This is a genomic window from Sphingomonas sp. GW821-FHT02B09, assembly GCF_059421875.1.
Map to the genome: position 1 here is coordinate 59,057 of NZ_JBWKVV010000003.1, position 13,714 is coordinate 72,770.

Below are 13,714 nucleotides of genomic sequence, written 5' to 3' on the forward strand. Positions count from 1 at the left end.
CCAGGCCCGCGCCCGATCGTAGAAATGGTGGATCAGGCGCCGGCCACCCGATCGACGATCTCGCGGATCGCGTCGCGTTGCAGCGGCTGGCGGTCGATCGAATTGTGGATGCCGATCCCCTCGACCAGCGCATCCAGCGCGCGCGCGGTCAGCGGATCGAAGAAGCGTTCCAGCGCCGCGCGGCTGTCGTCCATCCATCGCTGCATCACCGCGGTCACCGGCGGGTGGCGCGCGGCGAAGGCATAGAGTTCGTAGCTGAGCAGCAACGTGCGCGGTTCCGCCCAGATCGATTCGGCGATGATGTCGACGATCGCCGCACGCGCGCCGTCGCGATCCTGCGCCTCCGCCAACCGGGCCGCGAATGCCGCCGACGATTCCGCCGCCAGTTGCAGGAAGGCGGTGGTCAGCAGCGCCTCCAGCGACGCGAAATAATAGGTCACTGATCCCAGCGGCACCGCCGCCGCCGCGGCGATCCGCCGGTGCGTCGTCGCCGCGACACCATGCTGCGCGATCACCTCCAGCGTCGCATCGACGATCCGCTGCCGGCGATCGGGGTCGTTCCGCTTGGGTTCGCCGGATATCACGTATTCTTCCTTTGCCATTCATGTGTACATTTGTACATATACGCGCATCCGCTGCGGCCGACGCCGCCGTACCGCAAGAAAGGCCGCCGATCATGTCCCAACCGCCCTTCTCCCGTCGTACCGTGCTCGGCGGTGCCGCGGCACTGGCGCTGCCCGCAACCGCCGGTGCGGCACTCGGTCAGGCGGCGGATGCGCCGGTGCTCGGCCGCCGCGACGGGCGCTGGCTCAATCCGCCCAAGCAATGGCACGCCGATGCCGCCGGCGACCTGAGCATCGTCACCGATCGCGCCACCGATTTCTGGCGCGAGACGCATTATGGCTTCACCCGTGACAGTGGTCATTTCCTCGGTTTCCCCACCCCCGCCGCCTTCACCGCGCAATTGCGCATTCGCGGCAATTATCGGCAGCTCTACGATCAGGCCGGCATCATGATCCGCGTCGACGAACGCCGCTGGGTCAAGGCGGGAATCGAATTGTCGGACGGCGCGGCGATGCTGAGCAGCGTGCTGACCGACGGCCGCTCGGACTGGGCGACCGGCCGCTACACCGGCGACGCGTCCGACTTCTGGATGCGGGCGACGGTGGCCAAGGGAGTGCTGCGGTTGCAGGTCTCCGCCGACGGCAGGACCTGGCCGCTGGTCCGCCTCGCCCCCTTTCCCGTCGCCTCCTCCTACCGGGTCGGACCGATGGCCTGTACGCCCGAGCGCAGCGGGCTCGGCGTGCGCTTCTCCGATCTGCGCATCACCGCGCCGCTCGGCAAAGACCTCCACGATCTGAGCTGAGGCGATGACCGAGAAAGAGAAGATGCTGGCGGGCGATCTCTACACCGCCGACGATCCCGAGATCGCCGCCGACGCCGCGCGCGCCGCGCGATGGATGGCGCGCTACAATGCCGCCGCCGCGGCGAGCCCGGCCAGGCGCCACGCTTTGCTCGTCGAAGGGCTCGGTGCGGTCGGCCGCGGCGTCACCGTGCGCTCGCCCTTCCATTGCGATTATGGCGACAATATCCGGCTCGGCGACGGCGTGTTCCTCAACTTCGGCTGCGTCATTCTCGACGTGGTCGCGGTGGAGATCGGTGCGGGGACGCAGATTGGACCGGGCGTCCAGATCCTCACCGCCGATCATCCGCGCGACCCCGCGGCGCGCGCGGCGATGCTCGAATTCGGCCGGCCGATCCGCATCGGCGCCAACGTCTGGATCGGCGGCGGCGCGCTGATCCTGCCCGGCGTGACGATCGGCGACGATGCGATCGTCGGCGCGGGCAGCGTCGTTACCCGCGACGTGCCCGCCGGCGCCACCGTCGCCGGCAACCCCGCCCGCGTGCTGCGCGCATGACCGCGATGCCGGCGCCCGACCGCACCAGCGTCGGCAAGACGCATTTCGAGGTGCTCGACGGCCTGCGCGGCACCGCCGCGCTGCTCGTGGTCGCCTTCCACATCCAGGGGATCGCGGTACTGTTCGACGCATCGAAGCTGGCGCTGCCCCACGCCTATCTGGCGGTAGACTTCTTCTTCGCGCTGTCCGGCTTCGTCATCGGTTACGCCTATGACGATCGCTGGCCGCGGATGACGACGCGCGGCTTTCTGGCGCGGCGTCTCGTCCGGCTGCATCCGCTCGTCATACTGGGTACGGTGCTGGGGCTGGTCAGCTACCTCTTCGATCCGTTCGCGGGGGACAAGCAGGATGCGTCCGCCGGACTGATCGCGCTCGCCTTCGCCGCCGGCCTGCTCGCGCTGCCGTCGCTGCCGCTCGCCAACCGGCTCGGCGACAGCCACCCGCTCAACGCGCCGGCCTGGACGCTCTTCCAGGAATATATCGCCAATCTCGCTTACGCGCTGCTGCTGCGCCGGCTCGGCCTGCGCGCGCTCGCCGGCGTCGCCCTATTCGCCGCCATCGCCTCCACGGCTACCGCGCTGACGCTGGGCTCCTACGACACCGGCTGGGGGCTCGCCAATTTCTGGGGTGCCCCGGTCCGCCTGACCTATCCCTTCGTCACCGGGCTGCTGCTCTACCGGCTCGGCGATCGGTTGCCGCGACTGCGGCTCGGCTTCGTCACGCTCAGCATCGTGCTTGCGCTCGCCTTCGCCGCGCCGGTTTTCCCCGCCATCGGCACGCTCAAGCTCAACGGCCTCTACGAAGCCACCTGCGTGCTGATCCTGTTCCCTGCGATCATCGTCGCCGGCCGCCATTCGCACGGCGGCCCGCGCGTCGTCGTGCTCTGCAAGCTGGCGGGGCGCCTCTCCTACCCGATCTACATCACCCATTATCCGTTCGTGTATCTCTACATGAACTGGATCGCCGGGCGGCAGGGACCGGGCTGGCTGACCGCGACGGTCGCGGCCGCATTGTTCGTCTTCGCCATGTTGTTCGCCGGCCTCGCGCATGCGCGCTGGGACGTGCCGATCCGTACCCGCCTGAACCGCCGCCTACCCGCGGCGTGACGCCGACGCCGGTCAATCGCACCTCAAGCGAGGAACGATCGCGGACCCGCATCGCTTGGATATAGAGGCTGCAACCGCGGCCACGACCAAGGATGACATGATGAGCGACGACAAGGTCCCCAATCCGGTCAGCGGCAACCCGGCCAGCAAAGGCGCGCCCGACGGCGTCTCGGGCGTCCCCGGCGGCGGCGAGCGCGAGATCCACGGCCGCAGCGCCGGCGGCGAGAGCAGCGGCGGCGCCTATCCCAATCCGCACACCGGCAAGACGCCCGAGGGCGGCGGCTTCATGGGCCACGGCGGCCAGACGGAGATCGCCTATCACGGCAGCGGCCAGGCTGGCGACGACGACGCCAGCGTCGCCAACGCCGCGACCGGTTCGCGCGAGGGCGCCGACGCGACCGACGGTGGCGGCGACGCAGTGCCGACCGCCGACCGCCGGAATCATGCGGTCGCCGGCACCGACGGCCCGGTCACGGCGACCGCCACCGACGGCGTTGCCGAGGCGGAGACGAGCGGCAAGATCGGCACCGACGCCGATTACGAGGCCGAACAGCGCAAACCCGGTGCCGGCTGAACACGACCCGTACCGTCCCGGTTTGCGACGACCTGCGGCATGGGCGCACATTGATCGGGATCAGTTCGGCCGCTCGCCGGTTCTGGTCGGTGATGCGACCATGACAAGGCCCGAGAATTGACGGATTTTCCCAGTCGTGGCGGTGAGATGGCGGCGCTGGTCGCCGCCCACGACTGGGCGGCGACGCCGCTGGGGCCACGCGATCGCTGGCCGCCGCACCTCAAGACGGTCACCGAGATCGTCCTGCAATCGCCGCTGCCGATGGCGCTGCTATGGGGCGACGAGGGCCGGCTGATCTACAACGATCGATACGCCGTCATCGCCGGCCGCTACCATCCCGCCATCCTCGGCCAGCCAATCACACAGGCCTGGCCCGAGGCGGCGGACTTCAACCGCCGCGTGCTGCGCGCCGGCCTCGCGGGCGAGCCGCTGAGCTTCTCGCGCCAGCGGATCACCGTCCACCGCGACGGTTTCCCGGCCGAGGTGTTCTTCGACCTGACCTACGCACCGGTGTTCGATCCGGCCGGCACCGCGGGCGGCGTCCTCGCCGTCGTCATCGAGGTGACGCAGGCGGTGGCGCTGGAGCAGGAGCTGATCGCCGAGACGCACAGTCTTGAGACGCTGAACCGCATCGGCACCGCGCTCGCCGCCGAACTCGACCTCGAACCGCTCGTGCAGATGGTCACCGATGCCGGCGTGACGCTGACCGGCGCCCAGTTCGGCGCCTATTTCCACAACCAGCGCGACGACGACGGCGAACGGCTCCATCTGTTCACCTTGTCCGGCGCCAGCCGCGCCGCATTCGAGGGGTTCGGCAAGCCGCGCGCGACCGCGGTGTTCACGCCGACCTTCCGCAACGAAGGGGTGCTGCGCTCCGACGACATCCAGTCGGACCCGCGCTACGGCCACAACGCCCCGCACCGCGGCCTGCCCGAAGGCCATCTGCCGGTGCGCAGCTATCTGGCCGCGCCGGTCGCGTCGCGCTCGGGCGAGGTGCTCGGCGGACTGCTGTTCGGCCATCCCGAACCCGGCCGCTTCCACGCCCGTCACGAGCGGCTGCTCGTCGGCATCGCCGCGCAGGCGGCGATCGCGATCGACAATGCGCGGCTGTTCGCCGCGGTGCAGGAGGTCAACGACACGCTCGAACGCCGCGTCGCCGAACGCAGCGAGGCGCTGACCCGCGCGCACGATGCGCTGCGCCAGGCGCAGAAGATGGAGACGCTCGGCCAGCTCACCGGCGGCATCGCGCATGATTTCAACAATTTGCTGACCGTGATCCGCGGCTCGACCGAGCTGCTGCGCCGGCCGGGACTGAGCGCGGAACGGCGCGACCGCTATATCGAGGCGATCGCCCAGACCGCCGACCGGGCGAGCACGCTGACCGGCCAGTTGCTCGCCTTCGCCCGGCGTTCGTCGCTGACCCCGCAGGTGTTCGACGTCGGCGATACGATCCGCGGGCTGACCGACATGATGGAGATGCTGGCCGGCGCGCTGATCACCGTCGACCTCGATCTGCCCGACGCAGCCTGTTTCGCGCATGCCGACGTCAGCCAGTTCGAGACCGCGATCGTCAACATGGCGGTCAATGCGCGCGACGCGATGGGCGAGGAGGGCCGGCTGACGATCGCGGTCGACACCTGTGACTGCATCCCGCCGGTACGCGGCCATAGCGCGCGCCGGGGCGACTTCCTCAAAGTGTCGATCACCGACACCGGCACCGGCATCCCGCCCGACCATATCGATCGGATCTTCGAACCGTTCTTCACCTCCAAGGGCGTCGGTCACGGCACCGGTCTCGGCCTTTCACAGGTGTTCGGCTTCGCCAAGCAATCGGGCGGCGACGTCCTGGCGACCAGCCGCGTCGGCGAGGGCGCGACCTTTACCTTGTTCCTGCCGCGCGAACGCGCCGCGCCCGCCGCCGCGCCGCCGCCTGCGCCGCCTGTTGCCGCGACCGCCGCGTCGCTGCGCATCCTGGTGGTCGAGGACAATCCCGAGGTCGGCACCTTCGCCACCGCCGCGCTCAGCGACCTCGGCCACGACATCGTGCTCGCGCGCAACGCCAAGGAGGCGCTCGGCCGGCTGGAGGGGGATGGCGACGGGTTCGACGTCGTCTTCTCCGACGTGATGATGCCGGGGATGAACGGCATCGAGCTGGCGCAGCTGATCCGCACCCGCCTGCCGGCGCTGCCGATCATCCTGACCAGCGGCTATAGCGAGATCCTGTCCAAGCACGGCGCCGGCGAGTTCGAACTGCTGCACAAACCCTATTCGATCGACGCGCTCAGCGCCGCCTTCCAGCGCCTCGCCCCGCTCCGCAGCGGCTGATGCGGCGTCGGCGGCCGGTCTCCGCCCTCAGATCACCGCATCGATGACGAAGCGCACGCCTTCGGGCGGATAGTCGATCGAGGCCTGCCCGCGCACGTGCTGCGCGAGCACGCGCGAGATCATCCGCGTACCGAAGCCGGTACGCGTCGGCGGCGCCACCGGCGGGCCGCCGCTCTCCACCCAGGAGAAACGGATGCGATGCGGGTCGCCGGCATCGACATGCTGCCAGCGCACCGCGACATGCCCGCCCGCCACCGACAGCGCGCCATATTTGGCCGCATTGGTCGCCAGTTCGTGCAGCGCCATCGACATCGCCAGCGTGATCGCGGGCGACAGCCGCACCTCCGGCCCCTCGATCGAGAAGACGCGGCCGGCACGGTCCATGAAGGGCGTCAGCACGCCTTCGGCGACCTCGCCGAGCGCCGCGCCCTCCACCTCGTCGCGGATCAGCAGGTCGTGCGCCGTGCCGAGGCTGGCGATCCGCCCACCGATCGCCTCCTGCGCCTCGGCGATCGAGCCGGCGTTGCGCAGCGTCTGGCTGACCACCGCGCTCACCGTCGCCAGCGTGTTCTTCACCCGGTGCGTCAGCTCCTGCGCCAGCACCGCGCGATGCTCCTCGGCGAATTTGCGCGCGCTGATGTCGGTCGAGAAGCCGATCATCGTCGTCGGCGCCGCGCCGGCGCGACGCGTCACCTCGCCGCGCGTCTGCACCCAGCGCAGCTCGCCGCCGGGCGTGACGATGCGGTAATCGTGCGCGCAATCAGCCACGCCGGCGATCGTCTCGTCGATCGCCGCGGCGACCGTCGCCATGTCCTCGGGATGCACAGCGGCGGCGAAATCGGCATAGCTGAACGGTTCGTCCGGCGCGCGGCCGAAGATCGCCTTGCAGCCGGGCGAAGCCTCCAGCACCCGCGACGCGACATCGAAGCTCCAATAGCCCAGCCCGCCCGCGCGCAGCGCGAGCTGCAACTGCAACTCGCGCTCGGCCAGCGCCGCCTCCTGCACCGCGACCTCGACCTGCAGCGCGTCGCGGTCCGCGATCAGCTCGACCAGCCGGTGCCGTTCCAGCGTCACGTCGGTCTGCGAGGCGACGAAATAGGTCAGCGCGCCATCGTCGCCGAACACCGGCGCGACGGTCAGCCGGTTCCAGAAAGCGGTGCCGTCGCGGCGGTGATTGAGCAGGTCGATCTCGATCCGCCGCCGCGCCGCGATCGCCTCGCGCAGCCGGGCGACGTCGTCGCGATCGGTCGCCGGGCCCTGCAGGAACCGACAGTTACGCCCGACGATCTCATCGGCGGCATAACCCGTCAGCCGCTCGAACGCAGCATTGACGTAGATGATCGGATCGTCGGGCAGCGTCGGGTCGCTGACCGCCATCGGCAGCGTCGCGTCGCGGAACCCGATGACGACCGGGTCCGCAGCGTCCAGCCGCGCGCCGAACGCATCGATCGACCGTCGCACCGCCGGGGCAGCGACCACCGGTACGACCGGATCGGGAGAGAAAGAGAAACGATCCAAGCCTGACCAGCGCTATCTCAAGGTAAGCATTTCAGCAATATCGCGAAAGCTCCGGGATGGGGCTTATCGCGGGTTCAGAGCGGCACCGCCGCGGCCGCATCGGCGAGGACGCCGCAGCCCGCGGCCGCCTTGCCGACCTCGATCGGCACCTTGGGGTCCTTCACCTGCCCCGCGACGCGCACGAAGTCGCCGATGGTCAGCCGCCCGGGGCTGGCGTCGCCCTGCCGCGCCGCGCGCGCCGCGCGCGCGAGCTGCTGCAACTGGCCGATCGACAGGTTCGCCTCCAGCCGGTCGCCGACGCATTGCGACTGGGCGGGCTGGAACCCGTACCCCTCCATCGCGGTGGCGATCCGCGCCGAGAGATCGACGCAGCCGCCCAGCAACGCGGCAAATGCGGTCGCGACGCAGACCGGCGGGCGGAAGAAGAGACGGTCGGCCATCAAGATATCCCCTGTCACCGCACCCTTGTGTCGGTGGCTGCTTGTCCGGGATCGCCGCCGCCAAGTCGACCGAAATGTCTCCGAAATCCGGGCCAAGCCCCCGGTATTGCTGCACTAGGCCATGGTGCTTTTGACCTAGTCCGGCGCCGGTCGCGCGCTCACCAGCCGCCGCCGTTGCGGTTGGGGCCGAGCTGCGCGCCGAGGATGTGCCGCGACGGCCAGGCGCCGATCGTATGGACCGCATGGCCGGGCACCACCGGGCGGCCGCGCTTGGGGCGGTCCTCGCGATCGCGCACCAGGATGTCGATCGTGTCGCTCGCCGCGCCGCTGCGCACCCGCAGCGGGTGGAGGCCGGGCTGCCCGATCGTCACCACCGCCGTCCAGGTCGCGGGCTGGCCGGGCACCGGCTGCATCGGCGTCGCGATGCCATCCGCCTCCACCACCGGCGGCGCGGCCTCCGGTCCCAGCACGCGCGCGGTCACCGCGATCCGGCCCGGCGCCGGCACATGACGCGGATCGTGCGGTCGGGTCAGCAGCCGGACGTCGGCCGGCGACAGGATCTGGACGTGCGGCCAGCCGGGCGCGGCATCGCCGATCGGCCGGAAGGTCCAGCTCGGCACGCCGTCATGGACGCTGACGATCGCATAGCCCGCGGCGCCCCCGTCCTCCTCGATCTGCGCGGTCGAGCGGGTCGCGCCATAGACGACGCGGCCGTCGTTGAGCAGTTCGTTGTAATGCGTATGGCCGGTATCGACGAAGGCGACACCGGCGTCGGCGAAGGCCGTGGCCAGCGCCTCGCCCCCGTCGGCGAGGTCGCCGGGGTAGGCGTGCATGAAGACCAATGGCGTCAGCCCCTCGTCGTCGCTGGCGGCGAGCGCGGCGTCGATCCGGCGGCGCTGGCCGGCGCCGATGCGGAAGTCCGGCCCGCCGCTTCCGGCGCTGACGATATCGAGGAACAGGCAGCGATGGCCGCCGATCACCCGTTCGAACGGCCGCATCGCCTCGGGCGTGCCGGCCCGGAAGGCGGCGAGCGTGCCGTCCTCGAAATCGTGATCGCCCGGGATGGTGAACACCGGCAGCGCCAGCGGCGCGAGCGCGGCCCGGATGCGGTCATATTGCTCGGCGGTGGCGTGATTGGCGTTGTCGCCCGGCACGAAGACGAAGTCGATCCCCTCGCGCACCGCGGCGAGATCGGCGACGATTTCCGCCAGCCGGTCGATCCCCAGCCAGCCGTCGGCGGGATCGGCGTGCAGGTCGCCGACATGGACCCAGGTGATCGTCTTCATGCCTTGTTCTCCGCCCGTTTGCCTTCGCATGCCGGCCTCAACAGGCCGGCGAAGCCGATCCACAGCGCCAGACTGACCAGCGCGAAGCTGCCGAGGATCAGGAAGGCGGCGTGATAGCCGAACGCCTGCGCGATCCAGCCGCCGATCGCCGGGCTCAGCGACGCGCCGAGGCCCTGGATCGTCATCACCGCGCCCTGGCCGACGTTGACCCGGCCGGTGCCGTCGAGCAGGCAGGCGACGAGGCCGGGCACCGCGACGCTCTGCAAGCCGGCACCGATGCCGTCGAGCGCCTGCACCGGCCACACGCCCCAATGTTCGATGAACGTCCCCGCGAGGAACCCGCGCAGCGGCAGCGCCGCGAACGAGATCAGCAGCACCAGCCAATAGCCCTTGCCGGCCGACATCTTCATCGCGATCAGCGCCGCGGCGATCATCACCGCCTGCGCGACGACGACCGTGGTCGCCGTGAACAGCGCCGCATTGCCCTTTCCCGCGCCGACCACCGCGAGGCTGTAGAGCGGCAGCATCGCGCCGTTGCCGAGGTGGAAACAGGCGAGCGCCGCGGCGAGGATCAGCATCGGCTTGTTGCGCAGCAGCGTCTTGAACCCCTCCGCCTGCCCGCCGCCGTCCGCATCATCCTCTTTGCCCCCTTCCAGACCGCGCGCGGCGCGATGGTCGATCGCCCGTTCGGGGATCATCAGCACGCTGAGGATCGCCAGCACGCCAAATGCCGCGGCGAGGTAGAAGATCGCCGGCATGCCGAACTTCCAGCCGAGAAAGCCCGACAGGCCGGCGCCGATCATGTTGCCGGCATGGTTCCACGCCTGGTTGCGGCCGTTCTGCGCGTTAAAGCCGCGCTGGCGCACCACCCCCAGCGTCATCCCGGTCACCGCCGGCCCGATCGCCGCGCCGGCGATCGCGGTCGCCACCTGGCTCACCGTCACCACCCAGCCCGATTGCGACAGCAGGATCAGGAACGACGCCATCACCGTGCAGATGCCGGTGACGATCACCACCAACCGCTTCTTCTCGGTATGGTCGATGAACGCGCCGGCCGGCACGGTCATCACCATGCCGGCGACCCCGCCCGCCGACATCACCGTGCCGATCGGTCCCGCGGTCCAGCCGCGCTGCTGTAGGAACACGCCGAGGAACGGCCCGATTCCCGCCTGCATGTCCGCCATGAAGAAGTTGAGCGCCTGCAACGCCGTCCTGGCGCGCCCCGTCTCGTCGGACGATGCGGATCGCGAAACGGGAATTGCGCTCGATGCCATGACCCACGTCCTTCGGTTCGTGGCGCTAAACCCGAACGAGCCGATTTAGACCCATCGCCCCGCCACCCCCATTGCGGCCAATCCCGGAAGCGGCAAGTATAGCAAAGCAAGATCAACAATTTACCCATTAGATGAATTCGGCGTCATCTCGCTTCGGCCATGATGGAAGCCTGCGCGATTGACACCGCTCCCGGCTGCGGCTCAACTCGCCGCCATCCTATCTGCCCAGCCGGAGCCCCGATCCATGCGCCTCGTTCGTGCCGCCCTGTTGCTCGGGGCCGCGCTCCTGCCCCTCGCCGCCACCGCCCAGACCGCGACACCGCGCGCCAACACCGCGTCGGTCAAGCCGATCGCCTTCACCGAGCGGACGCTGGCCAACGGCCTGCGCGTCTATGCATTGCGCGACACCGGCACGCCCAACGTCGCGGTGCAGGTCTGGTACGACGTCGGCTCGAAGGACGATCCGCGCGGCCGCTCGGGCTTCGCGCACATGTTCGAACATCTGATGTTCAAGGCGACGCGCAACCTCGTCTCCGAACAGATGGACCGGCTGACCGAGGACGTCGGCGGCTACAACAACGCCTCAACCAACGACGATTACACCAATTATTTCGAGGTCATTCCCGCCAACCACCTGCAACGGCTGCTGTTCGCCGAGGCCGACCGGATGGCGAGCCTCGTCGTCGAGCCGAAGAGCTTCGCCTCCGAACGCGACGTGGTGAAGGAGGAGCTGCGCCAGTCGACGCTCGCGAGGCCCTATGGCAAGCTGTTCTCCACCTATCTGTCGGCCGCGGCCTATACCACGCATCCCTATGCGCGCTCGACAATCGGCAGCATCGAGAATCTCGAAGCCGCGTCGATCGACGACGTCCGCGCCTTCCACGCGACCTATTACCGGCCCGACAATGCGATCCTCGTCGTCTCGGGCAATTTCGATCCGGCGCAGCTGAATGCGTGGATCGACCAATATTTCAGCAAGATCGCCAAGCCCGCCGCGACCATTCCGCGCGTCGCGGTGCAGGAGCCGCCGCGCACCAAGGCGGTCGACTACACCGTCTACGAACCCAATACGCCGCTGCCCGCGGTGCTGATGAGCTGGCACGTCCCCGCCGACCGCGATGCCGACATCCCGGCGCTCACCGTGCTCCAGACGATCCTGTCGACCGGCGAGAGCAGCCGGCTTTACGAAAGCCTCGTCTACCGCGACCAGCTCGCGCAGGACGCCTCGTCCTTCCTCGACAGCAAGCAGGGTACCGGCAATCTGATCGCTTATGCGATCCTCGCCGGCGGCAAGACGGTCGAGCAGGGCGAAAGCGCGCTCAAGCGCGAGATTGCGCGCTTCCGCGATGCGCCGGTCACCGCCGCCGAACTCGCCGAGGCGAAGAACGAGATCCTGACCTCGGCGATTCGCAGCCGCGAGACCGCCGAGGGCAAGGCACGCATCCTCGCCTCGTCGGTGATCATCGACGGCGATCCCCGCGCCGCCGACCGTCAGCTCGCCGAGATCGCCCGGGTCAGCGCCGCCGACGTCCAGCGCGTCGCGCGCAAATATCTCGGCGACGCCCAGTCGGCGACGATCCGCTACCTGCCCGACACCGCCAAGCCCGCCGGCCGGAGCGGCGACACGATCGCGATCGCCCCGACGGTGCAGACCGCGCCGCTCACCCCGCCGGCGCAGATCGCGATCGTCACCCCCGCGCCCGAGAGCGAGCGCATCCAGCCGCCCGCCCCCGCCGCGCCGGTCAAGGCGAACCTGCCGCAGCCGGTCGAGACGCGGCTCGCCAACGGCCTGCGCGTCATCACCGTCGCGCGTCACGAGCTGCCGATCGCCACCGCCTATCTCGTCGCGACCGGCGGCGAGGTGCTCGATCCGGTCGACCGCTCGGGCGTCAGCAGTCTTGCCGCCAGCCTGATGACCAAGGGCACCACCACCCGCTCGGCGACCGAGATCGCGCGGCAGGTCGAAAGCCTCGGCGGATCGATCGGTGCCGGCTCGGATCAGGAGGGCGGCACCGTCTCGGTGACGGTCAAGTCGGACCAGCTCGCCCCGGCGATGACGATCCTCGCCGATGTCGCGACGCACCCGGTGTTCGCGCCCGACGAACTCGACCGTGCCCGCGCGCAGCAGGTCGATGCGGTCACCGTCGCGGTCAAGGACCCGGCGCAGCTCGCCGCGATGGTCGCCGACCGCGCCACCTTCGGCGCCTCGCCGTTCGGCGCGCCGGGCGGCGGCACGCCGAAATCGCTCAAGGCGATCACCCGCGGCGACGTCACCGCCGCTTATGCGCGCACGTGGCGCCCCGATCAGGCGACGCTGATCCTCGTCGGCGACGTCACCCCGGCACAGGCCAAGGCGCTCGCCGAGGCGCAGCTCGGCCAGTGGCGTGCCCCCGCCGGCGCGCCGGCCGCGCCGGTCGCCGTCGCCGCCTTCCCGGCGCCGCGCACGATCGTCGTCGACATGCCCGGCGCCGGTCAGGCGGGCGTCGTCGTCGAGCGGCCGGCGATCCCGCGCGCCGACCCGCGCTATTATCCGTTGGCGGTCGCCAACACCGTGCTCGGCGGCGGCTTCTCGTCGCGGCTTAACCAGGAGGTGCGGATCAAGCGCGGCCTCGCTTACGGCGCGTCGAGCGGGGTCGGCGGCGGCCGCCTCGCCGGCGAGTTCACCGCGCGCACCCAGACCAAGAACCCGACCGCGGCGGAGGTAGTGACGCTGATCACCGCCGAGATGGCGCGGATGGGTGCGGCGCCGGTGCCCGAGGCGGAACTGGCGACGCGCAAGGCGGTGCTGGTCGGCAATTTCGGCCGCACCGTCGAGACGACCGGCGGCATCGCCGGCATCCTCGGCAGCTATGTCCTCGACGACGTGCCGCTCACGGAATTGCAGGCCTATACCGGCAAGGTCGAGGCGGTGACCCCCGCCGCGGTCCAGTCGGCGGCGTCGGCGCTGCTCGATCCCAAGGCGGCAAGCGTCGCGATCGTCGGCGACGCGAAGCAGTTCCTCACGCCGCTGAAAGCCGCGCGCCCCGACACGCAGACGCTGACCGAAGCGCAACTCAACCTCGACAGCCCGACGCTGAAGTAACGGGGCTCGACGGAGGCGCCCCCGCAAGCGCCATTCCGCCGTCACCCCGGACGTGATCCGGGGTCCCGCTACGTCCTTTACGGGTACCGATGAGGAAAAAGCGGGACCCCGGGTCGAGCCCGGGGTGACGGGAGGATTTATCGTCGTCACCGCCCGTGACCACCGATGCGCGTGATGCATCCGCAATCCC

11 protein-coding genes are annotated in these 13,714 nt (G+C 70.0%); 6 read left to right on the forward strand and 5 right to left on the reverse strand.

Features of this window, described 5'->3' with window-relative positions:
* Positions 1 to 32 precede the first annotated feature (32 nt).
* Positions 33 to 584: a TetR/AcrR family transcriptional regulator gene (locus tag AC07U4_RS14725; protein ID WP_212742992.1), complete on the reverse strand. Its 552-nt coding sequence runs from the start codon at positions 582 to 584 to the stop codon at positions 33 to 35.
* Positions 585 to 676: 92 nt separating this feature from the next.
* On the opposite strand from AC07U4_RS14725, the gene AC07U4_RS14730 reads away from it, so the two are divergent.
* From AC07U4_RS14730 to AC07U4_RS14750, 5 genes are all read left to right on the forward strand, one after another.
* A complete protein-coding gene (locus tag AC07U4_RS14730) occupies positions 677 to 1,366 on the forward strand; it encodes a DUF1349 domain-containing protein (RefSeq protein ID WP_495195910.1) in 690 nt (229 codons plus the stop codon).
* A 4-nt stretch (positions 1,367 to 1,370) separates the two neighbouring features.
* A complete protein-coding gene (locus AC07U4_RS14735) occupies positions 1,371 to 1,919 on the forward strand; it encodes a sugar O-acetyltransferase (RefSeq protein ID WP_137899531.1) in 549 nt (182 codons plus the stop codon).
* A complete protein-coding gene (locus AC07U4_RS14740; protein ID WP_495195911.1) occupies positions 1,916 to 3,025 on the forward strand; it encodes an acyltransferase family protein in 1,110 nt (369 codons plus the stop codon). The genes AC07U4_RS14735 and AC07U4_RS14740 overlap by 4 nt, the downstream gene beginning before the upstream one ends.
* A 100-nt stretch (positions 3,026 to 3,125) precedes the next feature.
* Positions 3,126 to 3,599 (forward strand): hypothetical protein, encoded by a 474-nt coding sequence (locus tag AC07U4_RS14745; protein WP_495195912.1) that lies wholly within the window; start codon positions 3,126 to 3,128, stop codon positions 3,597 to 3,599.
* A gap of 117 nt (positions 3,600 to 3,716) precedes the next feature.
* Positions 3,717 to 5,924 carry a hybrid sensor histidine kinase/response regulator gene (locus AC07U4_RS14750; RefSeq protein ID WP_495195913.1) on the forward strand — a complete coding sequence of 736 codons (2,208 nt, stop codon included), beginning with the start codon at positions 3,717 to 3,719 and terminating at the stop codon, positions 5,922 to 5,924.
* 27 nt (positions 5,925 to 5,951) lie between these two features.
* Here AC07U4_RS14750 and AC07U4_RS14755 read toward each other — a convergent pair whose 3' ends face one another.
* The 4 genes from AC07U4_RS14755 to AC07U4_RS14770 form a co-directional block, all read right to left on the reverse strand.
* Positions 5,952 to 7,442 carry a PAS domain-containing protein gene (locus AC07U4_RS14755; RefSeq protein ID WP_495195914.1) on the reverse strand — a complete coding sequence of 497 codons (1,491 nt, stop codon included), beginning with the start codon at positions 7,440 to 7,442 and terminating at the stop codon, positions 5,952 to 5,954.
* Positions 7,443 to 7,516: 74 nt separating this feature from the next.
* Positions 7,517 to 7,882, reverse strand: coding sequence for a hypothetical protein (locus tag AC07U4_RS14760; protein WP_495195915.1), 366 nt, complete (start codon positions 7,880 to 7,882; stop codon positions 7,517 to 7,519).
* A 158-nt stretch (positions 7,883 to 8,040) separates the two neighbouring features.
* The gene (locus tag AC07U4_RS14765; protein WP_495195916.1) at positions 8,041 to 9,168 is read right to left on the reverse strand and encodes a metallophosphoesterase family protein; all 1,128 of its coding nucleotides are present in this window, start codon (positions 9,166 to 9,168) and stop codon (positions 8,041 to 8,043) included.
* Complete coding sequence (locus AC07U4_RS14770; protein ID WP_495195917.1) at positions 9,165 to 10,442, reverse strand: MFS transporter; 1,278 nt, start codon at positions 10,440 to 10,442, stop codon at positions 9,165 to 9,167. The genes AC07U4_RS14765 and AC07U4_RS14770 overlap by 4 nt, the downstream gene beginning before the upstream one ends.
* 244 nt (positions 10,443 to 10,686) lie before the next feature.
* Between AC07U4_RS14770 and AC07U4_RS14775 the strand changes: the two genes are divergently transcribed.
* Positions 10,687 to 13,524 carry a M16 family metallopeptidase gene (locus AC07U4_RS14775; protein WP_495195918.1) on the forward strand — a complete coding sequence of 946 codons (2,838 nt, stop codon included), beginning with the start codon at positions 10,687 to 10,689 and terminating at the stop codon, positions 13,522 to 13,524.
* Positions 13,525 to 13,714 lie beyond the last annotated feature (190 nt).